The 16688-nt window shown below is 55.8% G+C and carries 2 protein-coding genes; both read left to right on the top strand.

The annotated features are described in order from the left end of the window. The first annotated feature begins 106 nt into the window (after positions 1-106). The gene (locus E1N14_RS19775) at positions 107-14413 is read left to right on the top strand and encodes an immunoglobulin-like domain-containing protein (protein ID WP_208155358.1); all 14307 of its coding nucleotides are present in this window, start codon (positions 107-109) and stop codon (positions 14411-14413) included. A 102-nt stretch (positions 14414-14515) separates the two neighbouring features. After that, on the top strand, positions 14516-16687 hold the full coding sequence (locus E1N14_RS19780; protein WP_062793965.1) for a type I secretion system permease/ATPase: 2172 nt from the start codon (positions 14516-14518) through the stop codon (positions 16685-16687). Position 16688: the final 1 nt, after the last annotated feature.

The raw sequence follows: 16688 nt of genomic DNA on the forward strand, positions 1-16688 counted from the left end.
ATCTAAAATCGCACCCAAGAGATTTACACTATTTGCCAACTTGCAACCCAAACCTATTGGGCTGCAACTTTATTGATACGGATATTGCAAGCGCCGGGGGCGGGACATGAAAGCACTTATCACTACACAAGATGGTCAAGTTAAGACTTTGAATGGCAAGGCTTATGTCATGTCAAATGGCCAGCAAGTGCCACTACAACAGGGCGACTTCGTCGCGCAGGGAAGCGAAGTTTTTGTCGATAATGATGCACAAATAGAGCTCTCGCTCAGTGACGGAAGCAGTCTTGGAAGTGAAGCTGAAGTCCCTCAGGAAGCGTTGCAAAGTGCCGATTCTGCAACAGATTCTGAAATTGCTCAGCTACAGGCCCTTATCGCTGCGGGAGAAGATCCAACCGCTTCATTGCCTGATACTGCTGCCGGTGGAGCTCAAGGGAATGAGGGGACGTCCGGCTTTGTTTCCTTGGCAAGAAGTGGGGCAGAAACTCTGGCTGCCAGTGGCTACGATTCAGCGGGCGTCGAAGCTGATGCCATTACACTGCAAGATGGCTTGTCACAAAACACCTTCGAGTTGACTCAAGTTGCTCCCAGCACTGTAACCTTGTTGGCGCCAACCCAAGTCAACGAGGGTGGCAGCATTACCTACACTGCTGTTGTAGACAATGCTCCTCTGGAAAGTGATTTGGTTCTGACCTTGTCCAACGGCGCAACGATAGTGATCCCTGTTGGCCAAACTTCAGGCAGTGTTACCGTCGACGCCCCCAGCGATGATGTCTACTTGGACAGTGAAGTACTGAATGTCGGTGTCACTGAGTCCCAGGGCGGCAACTATGAAAACTTGGACCTCGGCAATAGTGTCGATACTCAGGTCAATGACACCATAGATACCACCACGGTAACCCTGACTGCCCCGGCTGAAGTGAATGAAGGCGGCCAGATCACCTATACCGCCACGGTCAATAATGCCCCCGAAACTGACTTGGTACTGACCCTGTCCAACGGCGCCAGCATCACCATCGCGGCAGGTCAGACGTCCGGCACCGTGACCGTTGATGCACCGACTGATGATGTCTATCAGGACGGTGAAACCCTCACGGTCAATGTCACCGGTGCCCAGGGCGGCAACTATGAAAACTTGGACCTCGGCAATAGTGTCGATACTCAGGTCAATGACACCATAGATACCACCACGGTCACCCTGACCGCCCCGGCTGAAGTGAATGAAGGCGGCCAGATCACCTATACCGCCACGGTCAACAATGCCCCTGAAACCGACCTGGTACTGACCCTGTCCAACGGCGCCAGCATCACCATTGCGGCCGGTCAGACCGAAGGCACTGTCACCGTTGATGCACCGACTGATGATGTCTATCAGGACGGTGAAATCCTCACGGTCGGCATCACCGACGCCCAGGGCGGCAACTATGAAGACCTGAACCTCGGCAATAGTGTCGATACACAGGTCAATGACACCATAGATACCACCGCGGTCACCCTGACCGCCCCGGCTGAAGTGAATGAAGGCGGCCAGATCACCTATACCGCCACGGTCAATAATGCCCCTGAAACCGACCTGGTACTGACCCTGTCCAACGGCGCCAGCATCACCATTGCAGCCGGTCAAACCTCCGGCACTGTAACCGTTGACGCTCCCAGCGATGATGTATTTGTTGATGCGGAAACTCTGACCGTAGGTATAGATAGTGCACAAGGTGGTAATTTTGAAAACCTGGATACCAGTGACACAGCTTCCACACTGGTAAATGACACTACCGACACCGTTTTTGCCCAGATCAGCGTAGACAAAACCAGTGTCGCTGAAGGTGGTGAAATCACTTATACAGTGACTTTGGTCGATGCCAACGGTAACCCGGTAACCCTTCCTAGTGGTGCTTCGGTTACCCTTGCACTTGATTGGAGTGGTACAGCATCTGCGGCAGATGTTGATAATTTACCTCCAAGCGTGACCATTACCGGTGATAGCCAGCAAAGCTTTACGGTTAATACCATTAACGATGGTGTCTATGAAAATAGCGAAAATCTAAGCGTCGTCATTAGTGGTGTTACTGACGTCGATAATAGCCTTGAACAACTGGAGATAGGCAGCAACAACAGCGCCGACACCACCATTCTCGATGCCCAGGATGCGCCTGTGGTCGGCATCGTCGCCGATCAAAGCAGCGTCACCGAGGGGGAGACTGCTGCCTTCACCGTCAGCATCGACCAGGTGGCCGACGAGGATGTGGTGGTCAACTTCACCTACTCCGGCGTGGCCGAGGACGGTACCGACTTCACCGGCGTCGCCAGTGTCACCATTCCGGCCGGCAGCACCAGTGTGCCGCTGGATATCAGCACCATTAACGACGGTATCTATGAAGGCGCCGAAGACTTCACCGTCACCATTGACAGTGTCAGCGGAGCCGATGCCGGCATCGGTACCAACAACAGCGCCGACACCACCATTCTTGATGCCCAGGATGCGCCTGTGGTCGGTATCGTCGCCGATCAAAGCAGTGTCACCGAGGGTGAGACCGCCGCCTTCACCGTCAGCATCGACCAGGTCGCCGACGAGGATGTGGTAGTCAACTTCACCTACTCCGGCGTGGCCGAGGACGGCACCGACTTCACCGGCGTCGCCAGTGTCACCATTCCGGCCGGCAGCACCAGTGTGCCGCTGGATATCAGCACCATTAACGACGGTATCTATGAAGGCGCCGAAGACTTCACCGTCACCATTGACAGTGTCAGCGGAGCCGATGCCGGCATTGGTGCCAACAACAGCGCCGACACCACCATTCTCGATGCCCAGGATGCGCCTGTGGTCGGCATCGTCGCCGATCAAAGCAGCGTCACCGAGGGTGAGACCGCCGCCTTCACCGTCAGCATCGACCAGGTCGCCGACGAGGATGTGGTAGTCAACTTCACCTACTCCGGCGTGGCCGAGGACGGCACCGACTTCACCGGCGTCGCCAGTGTCACCATTCCGGCCGGCAGCACCAGTGTGCCGCTGGATATCAGCACCATTAACGACGGTATTTATGAAGGCGCCGAAGACTTCACCGTCACCATTAACAGTGTCAGCGGTGCCGATGCCGGCATTGGTGCCAACAACAGCGCCGACACCACCATTCTCGATGCCCAGGATGCGCCTGTGGTCGGCATCGTCGCCGATCAAAGCAGTGTCACCGAGGGTGAGACCGCCGCCTTCACCGTCAGCATCGACCAGGTCGCCGACGAGGATGTGGTAGTCAACTTCACCTACTCCGGCGTGGCCGAGGACGGCACCGACTTCACCGGCGTCGCCAGTGTCACCATTCCGGCCGGCAGCACCAGTGTGCCGCTGGATATCAGCACCATTAACGACGGTATCTATGAAGGCGCCGAAGACTTCACCGTCACCATCGACAGTGTCAGCGGTGCCGATGCCGGCATCGGTGCCAACAACAGCGCCGACACCACCATTCTCGATGCCCAGGATGCGCCTGTGGTCGGCATCGTCGCCGATCAAAGCAGTGTCACCGAGGGTGAAACCGCCGCCTTCACCGTCAGCATCGACCAGGTGGCCGACGAGGATGTGGTGGTCAACTTCACCTACTCCGGCGTGGCCGAGGACGGTACCGACTTCACCGGCGTTGCCAGTGTCACCATTCCGGCCGGCAGCACCAGTGTGCCGCTGGATATCAGCACCATTAACGACGGTATTTATGAAGGCGCCGAAGACTTCACCGTCACCATTAACAGTGTCAGCGGTGCCGATGCCGGCATTGGTGCCAACAACAGCGCCGACACCACCATTCTCGATGCCCAGGATGCGCCTGTGGTCGGCATCGTCGCCGATCAAAGCAGTGTCACCGAGGGTGAAACCGCCGCCTTCACCGTCAGCATCGACCAGGTGGCCGACGAGGATGTGGTGGTCAACTTCACCTACTCCGGCGTGGCCGAGGACGGTACCGACTTCACCGGCGTCGCCAGTGTCACCATTCCCGCCGGCAGCACCAGTGTGCCGCTGGATATCAGCACCATTAACGACGGTATCTATGAAGGCGCCGAAGACTTCACCGTCACCATTGACAGTGTCAGCGGTGCCGATGCCGGCATTGGTGCCAACAACAGCGCCGACACCACCATTCTCGATGCCCAGGATGCGCCTGTGGTCGGCATCGTCGCCGATCAAAGCAGTGTCACCGAGGGTGAGACCGCCGCCTTCACCGTCAGCATCGACCAGGTCGCCGACGAGGATGTGGTGGTCAACTTCACCTACTCCGGCGTGGCCGAGGACGGCACCGACTTCACCGGCGTCGCCAGTGTCACCATTCCGGCCGGCAGCACCAGTGTGCCGCTGGATATCAGCACCATTAACGACGGTATCTATGAAGGCGCCGAAGACTTCACCGTCACCATCGACAGTGTCAGCGGTGCCGATGCCGGCATCGGTACCAACAACAGCGCCGACACCACCATTCTCGATGCCCAGGATGCGCCTGTGGTCGGCATCGTCGCCGATCAAAGCAGCGTCACCGAGGGTGAGACCGCCGCCTTCACCGTCAGCATCGACCAGGTCGCCGACGAGGATGTGGTAGTCAACTTCACCTACTCCGGCGTGGCCGAGGACGGCACCGACTTCACCGGCGTCGCCAGTGTCACCATTCCGGCCGGCAGCACCAGTGTGCCGCTGGATATCAGCACCATTAACGACGGTATTTATGAAGGCGCCGAAGACTTCACCGTCACCATTAACAGTGTCAGCGGTGCCGATGCCGGCATTGGTGCCAACAACAGCGCCGACACCACCATTCTCGATGCCCAGGATGCGCCTGTGGTCGGCATCGTCGCCGATCAAAGCAGTGTCACCGAGGGTGAGACCGCCGCCTTCACCGTCAGCATCGACCAGGTCGCCGACGAGGATGTGGTAGTCAACTTCACCTACTCCGGCGTGGCCGAGGACGGCACCGACTTCACCGGCGTCGCCAGTGTCACCATTCCGGCCGGCAGCACCAGTGTGCCGCTGGATATCAGCACCATTAACGACGGTATCTATGAAGGCGCCGAAGACTTCACCGTCACCATCGACAGTGTCAGCGGTGCCGATGCCGGCATCGGTGCCAACAACAGCGCCGACACCACCATTCTCGATGCCCAGGATGCGCCTGTGGTCGGCATCGTCGCCGATCAAAGCAGTGTCACCGAGGGTGAGACCGCCGCCTTCACCGTCAGCATCGACCAGGTCGCCGACGAGGATGTGGTAGTCAACTTCACCTACTCCGGCGTGGCCGAGGACGGCACCGACTTCACCGGCGTCGCCAGTGTCACCATTCCGGCCGGCAGCACCAGTGTGCCGCTGGATATCAGCACCATTAACGACGGTATCTATGAAGGCGCCGAAGACTTCACCGTCACCATTAACAGTGTCAGCGGTGCCGATGCCGGCATTGGTGCCAACAACAGCGCCGACACCACCATTCTTGATGCCCAGGATGCGCCTGTGGTCGGCATCGTCGCCGAGCAAAGCAGTGTCACCGAGGGTGAGACCGCCGCCTTCACCGTCAGCATCGACCAGGTCGCCGACGAGGATGTGGTAGTCAACTTCACCTACTCCGGCGTGGCCGAGGACGGTACCGACTTCACCGGCGTCGCCAGTGTCACCATTCCGGCCGGCAGCACCAGTGTGCCGCTGGATATCAGCACCATTAACGACGGTATCTATGAAGGCGCCGAAGACTTCACCGTCACCATTAACAGTGTCAGCGGTGCCGATGCCAGCATTGGTGCCAACAACAGCGCCGACACCACCATTCTCGATGCCCAGGATGCGCCTGTGGTCGGCATCGTCGCCGATCAAAGCAGTGTCACCGAGGGTGAGACCGCCGCCTTCACCGTCAGCATCGACCAGGTCGCCGACGAGGATGTGGTGGTCAACTTCACCTACTCCGGCGTGGCCGAGGACGGTACCGACTTCACCGGCGTTGCCAGTGTCACCATTCCGGCCGGCAGCACCAGTGTGCCGCTGGATATCAGCACCATTAACGACGGTATTTATGAAGGCGCCGAAGACTTCACCGTCACCATTAACAGTGTCAGCGGTGCCGATGCCGGCATTGGTGCCAACAACAGCGCCGACACCACCATTCTTGATGCCCAGGATGCGCCTGTGGTCGGCATCGTCGCCGAGCAAAGCAGTGTCACCGAGGGTGAGACCGCCGCCTTCACCGTCAGCATCGACCAGGTCGCCGACGAGGATGTGGTAGTCAACTTCACCTACTCCGGCGTGGCCGAGGACGGCACCGACTTCACCGGCGTCGCCAGTGTCACCATTCCCGCCGGCAGCACCAGTGTGCCGCTGGATATCAGCACCATTAACGACGGTATCTATGAAGGCGCCGAAGACTTCACCGTCACCATCGACAGTGTCAGCGGTGCCGATGCGACTATCAGTCCTACCAACAACAGCGCCGACACCACCATTCTCGATGCCCAGGATGCGCCTGTGGTCGGCATCGTCGCCGATCAAAGCAGTGTCACCGAGGGTGAAACCGCCGCCTTCACCGTCAGCATCGACCAGGTGGCCGACGAGGATGTGGTGGTCAACTTCACCTACTCCGGCGTGGCCGAGGACGGTACCGACTTCACCGGCGTTGCCAGTGTCACCATTCCGGCCGGCAGCACCAGTGTGCCGCTGGATATCAGCACCATTAACGACGGTATTTATGAAGGCGCCGAAGACTTCACCGTCACCATTAACAGTGTCAGCGGTGCCGATGCCGGCATTGGTGCCAACAACAGCGCCGACACCACCATTCTCGATGCCCAGGATGCGCCTGTGGTCGGCATCGTCGCCGATCAAAGCAGTGTCACCGAGGGTGAGACCGCCGCCTTCACCGTCAGCATCGACCAGGTCGCCGACGAGGATGTGGTAGTCAACTTCACCTACTCCGGCGTGGCCGAGGACGGCACCGACTTCACCGGCGTCGCCAGTGTCACCATTCCGGCCGGCAGCACCAGTGTGCCGCTGGATATCAGCACCATTAACGACGGTATCTATGAAGGCGCCGAAGACTTCACCGTCACCATCGACAGTGTCAGCGGTGCCGATGCCGGCATTGGTGCCAACAACAGCGCCGACACCACCATTCTCGATGCCCAGGATGCGCCTGTGGTCGGCATCGTCGCCGATCAAAGCAGTGTCACCGAGGGTGAGACCGCCGCCTTCACCGTCAGCATCGACCAGGTCGCCGACGAGGATGTGGTAGTCAACTTCACCTACTCCGGCGTGGCCGAGGACGGCACCGACTTCACCGGCGTCGCCAGTGTCACCATTCCGGCCGGCAGCACCAGTGTGCCGCTGGATATCAGCACCATTAACGACGGTATCTATGAAGGCGCCGAAGACTTCACCGTCACCATCGACAGTGTCAGCGGTGCCGATGCCGGCATTGGTGCCAACAACAGCGCCGACACCACCATTCTCGATGCCCAGGATGCGCCTGTGGTCGGCATCGTCGCCGATCAAAGCAGCGTCACCGAGGGGGAGACTGCTGCCTTCACCGTCAGCATCGACCAGGTGGCCGACGAGGATGTGGTGGTCAACTTCACCTACTCCGGCGTGGCCGAGGACGGTACCGACTTCACCGGCGTCGCCAGTGTCACCATTCCGGCCGGCAGCACCAGTGTGCCGCTGGATATCAGCACCATTAACGACGGTATCTATGAAGGCGCCGAAGACTTCACCGTCACCATTAACAGTGTCAGCGGTGCCGATGCCAGCATTGGTGCCAACAACAGCGCCGACACCACCATTCTCGATGCCCAGGATGCGCCTGTGGTCGGCATCGTCGCCGATCAAAGCAGTGTCACCGAGGGTGAGACCGCCGCCTTCACCGTCAGCATCGACCAGGTCGCCGACGAGGATGTGGTGGTCAACTTCACCTACTCCGGCGTGGCCGAGGACGGTACCGACTTCACCGGCGTTGCCAGTGTCACCATTCCGGCCGGCAGCACCAGTGTGCCGCTGGATATCAGCACCATTAACGACGGTATTTATGAAGGCGCCGAAGACTTCACCGTCACCATTAACAGTGTCAGCGGTGCCGATGCCGGCATTGGTGCCAACAACAGCGCCGACACCACCATTCTTGATGCCCAGGATGCGCCTGTGGTCGGCATCGTCGCCGAGCAAAGCAGTGTCACCGAGGGTGAGACCGCCGCCTTCACCGTCAGCATCGACCAGGTCGCCGACGAGGATGTGGTAGTCAACTTCACCTACTCCGGCGTGGCCGAGGACGGCACCGACTTCACCGGCGTCGCCAGTGTCACCATTCCCGCCGGCAGCACCAGTGTGCCGCTGGATATCAGCACCATTAACGACGGTATCTATGAAGGCGCCGAAGACTTCACCGTCACCATCGACAGTGTCAGCGGTGCCGATGCGACTATCAGTCCTACCAACAACAGCGCCGACACCACCATTCTCGATGCCCAGGATGCGCCTGTGGTCGGCATCGTCGCCGATCAAAGCAGCGTCACCGAGGGGGAGACTGCTGCCTTCACCGTCAGCATCGACCAGGTGGCCGACGAGGATGTGGTGGTCAACTTCACCTACTCCGGCGTGGCCGAGGACGGTACCGACTTCACCGGCGTTGCCAGTGTCACCATTCCGGCCGGCAGCACCAGTGTGCCGCTGGATATCAGCACCATTAACGACGGTATCTATGAAGGCGCCGAAGACTTCACCGTCACCATTAACAGTGTCAGCGGTGCCGATGCCGGCATTGGTGCCAACAACAGCGCCGACACCACCATTCTCGATGCCCAGGATGCGCCTGTGGTCGGCATCGTCGCCGATCAAAGCAGCGTCACCGAGAGTGAGACTGCCGCCTTCACCGTCAGCATCGACCAGGTCGCCGACGAGGATGTGGTAGTCAACTTCACCTACTCCGGCGTGGCCGAGGACGGCAGCGACTTCACCGGCGTCGCCAGTGTCACCATTCCGGCCGGCAGCACCAGTGTGCCGCTGGATATCAGCACCATTAACGACGGTATTTATGAAGGCGCCGAAGACTTCACCGTCACCATCGACAGTGTCAGCGGTGCCGATGCCAGCATTGGTGCCAACAACAGCGCCGACACCACCATTCTTGATGCCCAGAACCCACCAAGCATAGGTAACATCACCAATGTTGCCGTATCTGAAGAGGGGCTGACCGATGGTGCGCCGGATGATGTAGGCGACACAGATACAACAGATGCAGTGATAGCCAACGGTACCATTGAGCTGCAAGATCCTGACAACGATGAGCTGGAAGTTACGCTTAGCGGCCCATCAGGTATAACCTCCGGAGGCGTCGATGTAACCTGGAGTTGGGATGCCAGTACTCAGACTTTGACAGGCTCTGCCGGTTCAACTGTGGTGATGACCATATCGCTCACGGCTCCTGCGGGTAACAGCAGTGGTACTTGGGGTTATGAGGTCACACTGCATGCTCCGCTGGATCATCCTGTAGCCAATGTTGAAGATGTGCTCAATTTGAACTTTGGCATTGATGTCGCGGATGGTTCAGGAGCGACAGACTCAAGTTCATTCCAGGTTACAGTTGAAGACGACTCACCTGTTGTCGATGTTGAACCTATCCTGGATGGGGTCAACACTGTTGGCACCTATACTGGGGTCATGAACACATCAGGAGCAGATAAAGACTATAGTGCCGATCTCAGCGGCAACGTAAACGGCTGGGATGCTGGTTCTCAAACCTACTTTGGTGCTTCTGATATCACGGCCGGAGGCAAAACAGTCTTCTTCTTTGTCGATCCAAACAACCCGGATCAACTGTTCGCTTATACAAGCGATGAAAGCCCTGCTACGGCCTATGATGCGTCTAACCCTGATCAGACGCTGATCTTTACCCTCAACACAGATCCAAACAGCGACAGCTATCAGCTGGATATATTGCAGAGCATAGACAAGCTGGAAGAGATAGACATTGGCGCGTTGGACGGAGGTAAAGGAGGCATCAGCGGTACCGTGTATGTCACTTATGACAACGCTACCGGTGCCTACAACATATACAACGATCCAAGCAAAGTGCCCTCTGATGCCGAAGTTGCTTTCACGCTTTATGGCCGTGATGGCAACGGAGACTTGGCCGATGTCAATGGTACAGACAACGGCTTTGGGGTGGCTAACCCTTGGGTTTCAGGTGGTGAGACCCTTATCGTTGACTATGCAGACACAGTAGCCAGTGCCAGCTTTAACTTCAACGTCGGTAATAACGACCCTGTGCTGGTGCACTACAAGGCCTATGATGCCAACGGTCAACTGCTGGGTGAGGGCGAAATCGGCCCCAACGAAGTTATCAGTGATTTGGGCGCTATCGCCTATATCGAGCTGAGTGCTGTAACGCCTGACGGTGCCAAGTTCCAACTGACCGGCACAACCGCTCAAGAGATCGTCAGCTCCACAGAGCCTCTGGATCTGGACTTTGGTGTAGTGGTCACTGACAGTGACGGCGATCAGGCCAACGGCAATCTGGATATTCACCTGGATGCTCCAGGAGGCGCTCCAGTCGCTATTACCTCCTATGCACTGGCCAGTCTGGATGAATTTGGTTTGCAGGATGACAACCTGGATACCGATCAACAGTCACTGCGCTTCAAGGCTGGTGACAGTGAACTTTCAGACTTCGGCTTCAACTATCAAAATGGTGACTTCAGCGGTATTACAGTGGAAGGGATAAGAGAAAACTTCCCATTGAGCTGGCGCCTTGAGGGTGAGTACCTGATAGCTTCAATGCCGGGTAATGGTCCAAATAAAGACGTATTGAAGATCAGTCTGGATTGGTCTGCCATAGCGGCAGGCAGTGAAGGCAATATCATAGTCAACGCTGAGCTGATAGGGAATCTCCCCCACAACATAGATGTCGACTCTCTGAAGATTTCAGGTATTGAGATTGTTGGTACAGATAACAACAACCAAACCGCAGTATCGACTCTGGATGTTAAAGTCGAGAAGTACACGTCTGCTGTGGATGATTATCAAGAAATCAATGAAGATCAGCTGGCAACCGGCAACATTTTTGACAATGACACAGGTGAGTTCAGCGATGGCCAAGACATTGAACTGGCCAGCTTTACCGTAGCCGGGGATAGCCAGGTCTACAGCGCAGGAGAAGATGTCGCTGTTGAGGGTGGCACTCTGGTTATCAATCTGGATGGTAGTTATACCTTTACTCCGGAAGCCAACTGGAACGGTACTGTGCCCGTTATCACCTATGTGACCAACAATGGTGATACTGCAACCCTGACCATCAAGGTCAACAGTGTCAACGACGCACCGACTATCGTTACCACTACCAATGCTGTTGTCTCTGAGGAAGGCTTGACCAATGGCCTGCCGGATTCAAACGGCAGCAGTGATACCACTGACAGTGCCACTGCAAATGGCACTATCCAGCTTCAGGATGTGGATGGTGATGCACTGACTGTTAGCCTGACACCACCAAGTGGTATCACCTCAGGTGGCCAGGCTGTTACCTGGCAGTGGGACGTTGCGACTCACACCCTGACAGGCTCTGTAGGTAACCTTGCAGTAATGACTGTGGTACTGACACCGCCAGCGGGTAATGGCAGTGGTGATTGGGACTATCAGGTCAATCTGTTGGGACCAATAGATCACCCCGATACCAGCATTGAAGATGTTAAAGATCTGACATTTGGTGTCAGTGTTAATGACGGCAATGGCGGTACTGTCTCCGGTAGCTTCGTGGTCAGCGTCGAAGATGATGCGCCTTACATGCCTGATACAGCTCCGGTAACGGCTACGGCAACCGATATTCCGGATACTCTCATAGGCGCCTTCGATCTGACCGGTTACACAGGTAATAGAGGGGAACTGGACTTTAATGGTTTCACCATCACTGCCAGAGGTTTTACCTCATCTACCGACCACACTCTGACCTCGGCAAATATTAACGGCAGCAGTTCAGGCATAGGGGTTGCCAGTGTTGGCTCGCCATACCACAACATAGCCAACGAAGTAGATTTCCGTGAATTTGCTGATGGCACCGGCGTTTCTGAAGAAGTCATCATAGATCTGGATCCCAACACCCTGGCGTTCGGCATGAAGATAGAGTTTGCCAACATCTTCGGAGGTGAGCTTGAAAGCGGTGTGGTTGAGTTCTGGCGTGATGGCCAACTTATATCGACCCAAACCTTCAGCTCTGATGCCAGCAACGGTGACTATGCGGCTGACTTTAACGTGCAGGATGGTGGCTTTGATAGAGTTGTTATCAAGGCAACCGACAACGGCACAGCCCCCAGCCATGGAGACAACAGTGACTTCACTATTTCCTCCATAGAATTCACTGGTACAGGCAATGCCCCGGCAATCGCCTATGCTTCCGGTGAAGTAACGGCCCAATGGGGCGCTGATGGCCAAGGCAGCCTTGCATTGGCAGGTGTGACCGACACGTCCCTGGTTACCGCCAGCGGGGAAGCCGTTGAAGTGACCCTTTCAGGCAATACTTTGCTGGGCCAAACAGACTCGGGCGACTTGGTCTTTAAGCTGGAATTCACCCCAGGTACAGGCCACTGGGACTTCTATCAGTACCAGACCATGCAGGGCACCGAAGACGGCGACCTGGACTTTGCAGTAACGGTAACCGATGCCGATGGTGACTCTTACACCGGCAATATTGCGGTGGTGCCTGTATTTAACTATCAGGTCACTGAAGCGGGTCCAGGCGATCAAACGGTCAATTTGGGTAACGCCGAAGATATCGTTATCGGCGACCTGGATGGCACAGTCGTGGTTCCCGGGCAGGATTACAATATCGCCTTTATGGTCGATAGCTCGGGGAGTATCAACACCAGCACACTTAATACCATGAAGTCCCAGTTGGCACAGGTATTTGAAACTCTCAAAGACAGTGCAGGTGGTGAGCAAAGCGGCACCGTGAAAATATTCTTGGTCGATTTTGATACTCATGCCAAGGGCAGCATCAGTGTAGATCTCAATGACCCCAATGCATTGAGCACTCTTCAGAATGCCCTGAATGACATGAGCAGCGGTGGCGGCACCAACTATGAGGATGTCTTCACCACCACAGCCAACTGGTTCGCCAATGGCGATGCTCAAGATAATAGCGGTGCCACTAACCTGGCCTTCTTTATCACTGACGGCAAACCAACTTACTACAACGCCAATGCCGGTGGGAACCCGAAGATCTACGACACGTGGTGGAGTGGTAATGATCGTAGCTTGTCACAAGTCATTGGCGCAGCCTACGTATTCGGCCAAGTCTATACCGTTAACGGACATGTAGTAATTGACGAAAGCGGTAACGTGTTCAGTGTAGAAGACTTTAACAACGTGAGCAGAAGCCCTGTTGGAGCCATGCGACCCGATGCCCAAGGTAACTATGATTACTATGCCTTGGCTGGTACCGGCAGCAGTACCAATTCGGACACTACGGCGAATTCCGAAGCTGGTTTTGCTCTACTCTCTGGCCTGGGTGTCACGGTTGAAGCCATAGGAATGGGCTCCAATATCGATGAGGATGACCTGCAGTCTTACGATACAGATGGCAACGTCCAGACCAACATCGATGCCGATGAACTTGCCGACGCGATTCTCGGCAATGAAATCACCAATATGCCTGGCTCAGATACCTTGGATGGCGGTGCGGGTAATGACATCATCTTCGGTGACGTGATTCGCTTTGATGGCATTCAAGGTCAGGGTTACAGCGCGCTCAAAGCCTTTATTGCCGGCGAGTTGGGCCAAAGTGATGTGACCGATGCTGAAATTCACAACTATATCAGCGAGCATCCAAACCTCTTTGATAAGTCAAGTGCCAACGACAAGGGTGATATCATCCGCGGCGGTGACGGAAGCGATATTCTGTTTGGCCAAGGCGGTAATGATGAACTCTACGGCGGCAATGGTAATGACATGCTGTTCGGTGGTAATGGCAACGACCTGCTGGTTGGCGGCAATGGTGATGATTGGCTCACCGGTGGCCAAGGCGTAGATACCTTCAGCTGGAAAGCGGGTGAAACCGGCACCGACCATATCACTGACTTTGAGCTCAACAAAGATCAGCTGAACCTCAGTGATCTGCTGTTGGGTGAAGAGCACAACTCACTGGAGCAATATTTCGAATTCAGTGTTGCTGATGGCAATACCACTATCTCGATCGATGCGGATCTGGATGGTGAATTCGATCAGCACATAGTGCTCGACGGTGTCGACCTGTTTGCGACATACGGCAGTGATGAAAGCGACATTATCAATGGCTTACTGGGGAACAGCGGCGATGGTCCTCTGATTGTCGACACTCAATCGGGTAACCCTGGTTCCTCCTATGTCAGTCAAACCAGCTCCAGTGGGCTGGATGAGCAAAAAACGCTGGATTCAGTGTTTTAAAAGCTCTGTTGTTTGAATGCTAGCCCATATTGCAATTCGCAATATGGGCTAGCATGGCTGATACTAGAATTAATCATATAAAACGAAAGGATAAGTCGTTCTGTGACCGCATCCGCTTCACCTAAACCTGAGCAATGGACTATCTCGGCTTCCCAGCGAGTCACTGTGGATCCCCTGCTCGACAGTCTGGTTCTATTGACGGAATACTTTGGCAGCCCCTGTTCCAGTGAGTCTCTGGCGGCAGGCCTGCCCCTGTCTTCGGCTATTCTGTCCCCGGAACTGGTGCCTCAGGCAGCTGCAAGGGCCGGCCTAACCGCCAAGCTTTCCCGTAAAGGCTTGAATCAGGTTACTGCTATTCAGCTTCCCTGTATCTTGCTTTTGAAAGACAAGAAAGCCTGCATTCTTCGCGAGCTGGATCTGGAGCAACAGCATGCCGTGATCCAATTACCAGAAACCGGCGGCGAACAACGCCTGTCCATGGAGGAGCTGGAAACCCTCTATGTAGGCTATCTGTTTCTGGTTAAACAGCAGTACCGTGGCGATATGGGGTTTGATGTTTATCATCACGACCACAGTAAACACTGGTTACTGCAAACCATCAAAGACTCGGCCCCCATCTATCGTGATGCCCTGATTGCCTCAATCCTGGTGAACTTGTTTGCCCTGGTTTCACCGCTGTTTATCATGAACGTCTACGATAAAGTGGTGCCCAACCTGGCATTCGAATCACTGTGGGTACTGGCCATCGGAGCCGGTATTGCTTATCTGTTTGATTTGGTCATGAGGCAGCTGAGAAGTTACCTTATCGATGTTGCCGGTAAGAAAGTCGACATCATAGTCTCGTCGCGACTGTTTTATAAGGCAATCGGCATTCCCCTCGAAAACCGCTCGGCCAGTGTCGGCGGCATGGCGCGTCAATTAGGTGAGTTTGACAGCATCAGGGAGATCCTTACTTCGGCGACCATCACCACCTTGGTCGACCTGCCCTTCGCCCTGCTGTTTATGTTGATCATCTATCTGGTCGCCGGCGATCTGGCACTGATCCCATTAGTCGCCAGCTTAATCATCATCAGCTATACCCTGATCATTCAGCCCAGGCTCAAGACTGCCATTGAGGAAAGCAATAAATTTGCCAGCCTCAAACACGGCCATCTGATCGAAAGTCTGGCCTCTCTGGAGTCCATCAAGTCATACGGCGCGGAAGGCCTGGTACAAAAAGCCTGGCAGCAGATGATAGGCCACACTGCCAACTGGCAGTTGAGATCGAAAAAGCTCTCCAACTCAGTGGCCAACGTTGCCAACTTTGTGGTGCAGTTGACCGTCGTCAGTGTCGTCATTCTCGGCGTCTACCGGGTTGCCGACAATGATATTTCCATGGGTGGGATCATTGCCGCTGTGATGCTTGCCAGCAGAGCAGTTGCGCCCATGGCGCAACTGGCCGGCTTGATGACTAGAGCCAACCAGACTGCCAGCGCGCTGAGACAGCTGGATCAGATAATGACCCAGGAAGACGAGTTTGAAAACAAAGGCCACCTGGTCAGCAAACAGCGCCTGATGGGCAAGATAGAAGCCGACGACCTCAGCTTCAGTTACCCTGGTTCGGAAAAACCTGTATTGCATCCCTTCGCCTTGAGGATCCGCCCGGGCGAGCGGATAGCCATTATTGGCCGTAATGGCAGCGGCAAGAGCACCTTGGCCAAGCTGCTGGTAGGGTTATTCAAACCCAGTAACGGCAGCCTAAGATACGATGGCATAGACAGTGCCCAGATCCACCCCAGCGATCTACGCCGTAACTTCGGTTATCTACCACAGGATGTCACCCTGTTCCACGGTTCGGTCAGAGACAATATTCTCTTCGGCACCCGTCAGGTCACCGAGCACCAGTTGATCCGAGCGGTACAGCTTTCCGGGGTCAACCTGTTTACCGATATGGAATCGGAAGGCCTGGATCAACAGGTAGGTGAAGGCGGCCACTCTCTGTCCAGGGGCCAACGGCAAACCGTGGCCTTGGCCAGAGCCATACTCAATGACCCACCCGTGCTGTTGATGGATGAACCCACAGCCAGCCTGGATGCCAGAGCCGAGAAGCAATTCATGCGCTCAATGCATAATGTCAGCCGAGACAGAACCTTGCTGATCATCACTCACAAGATGCACCTGCTGAATCTGGTGGATCGCATCATAGTGATGGATAGAGGCCACATCATTGCCGACGGTCCTAAGGATAAGGTGCTCGAAAAGCTCAACCAAGGGCTGATGGCAGGAGGCAAGTAAT

Source organism: Shewanella algae (assembly GCF_009183365.2).
Lineage (GTDB): Bacteria > Pseudomonadota > Gammaproteobacteria > Enterobacterales > Shewanellaceae > Shewanella > Shewanella algae.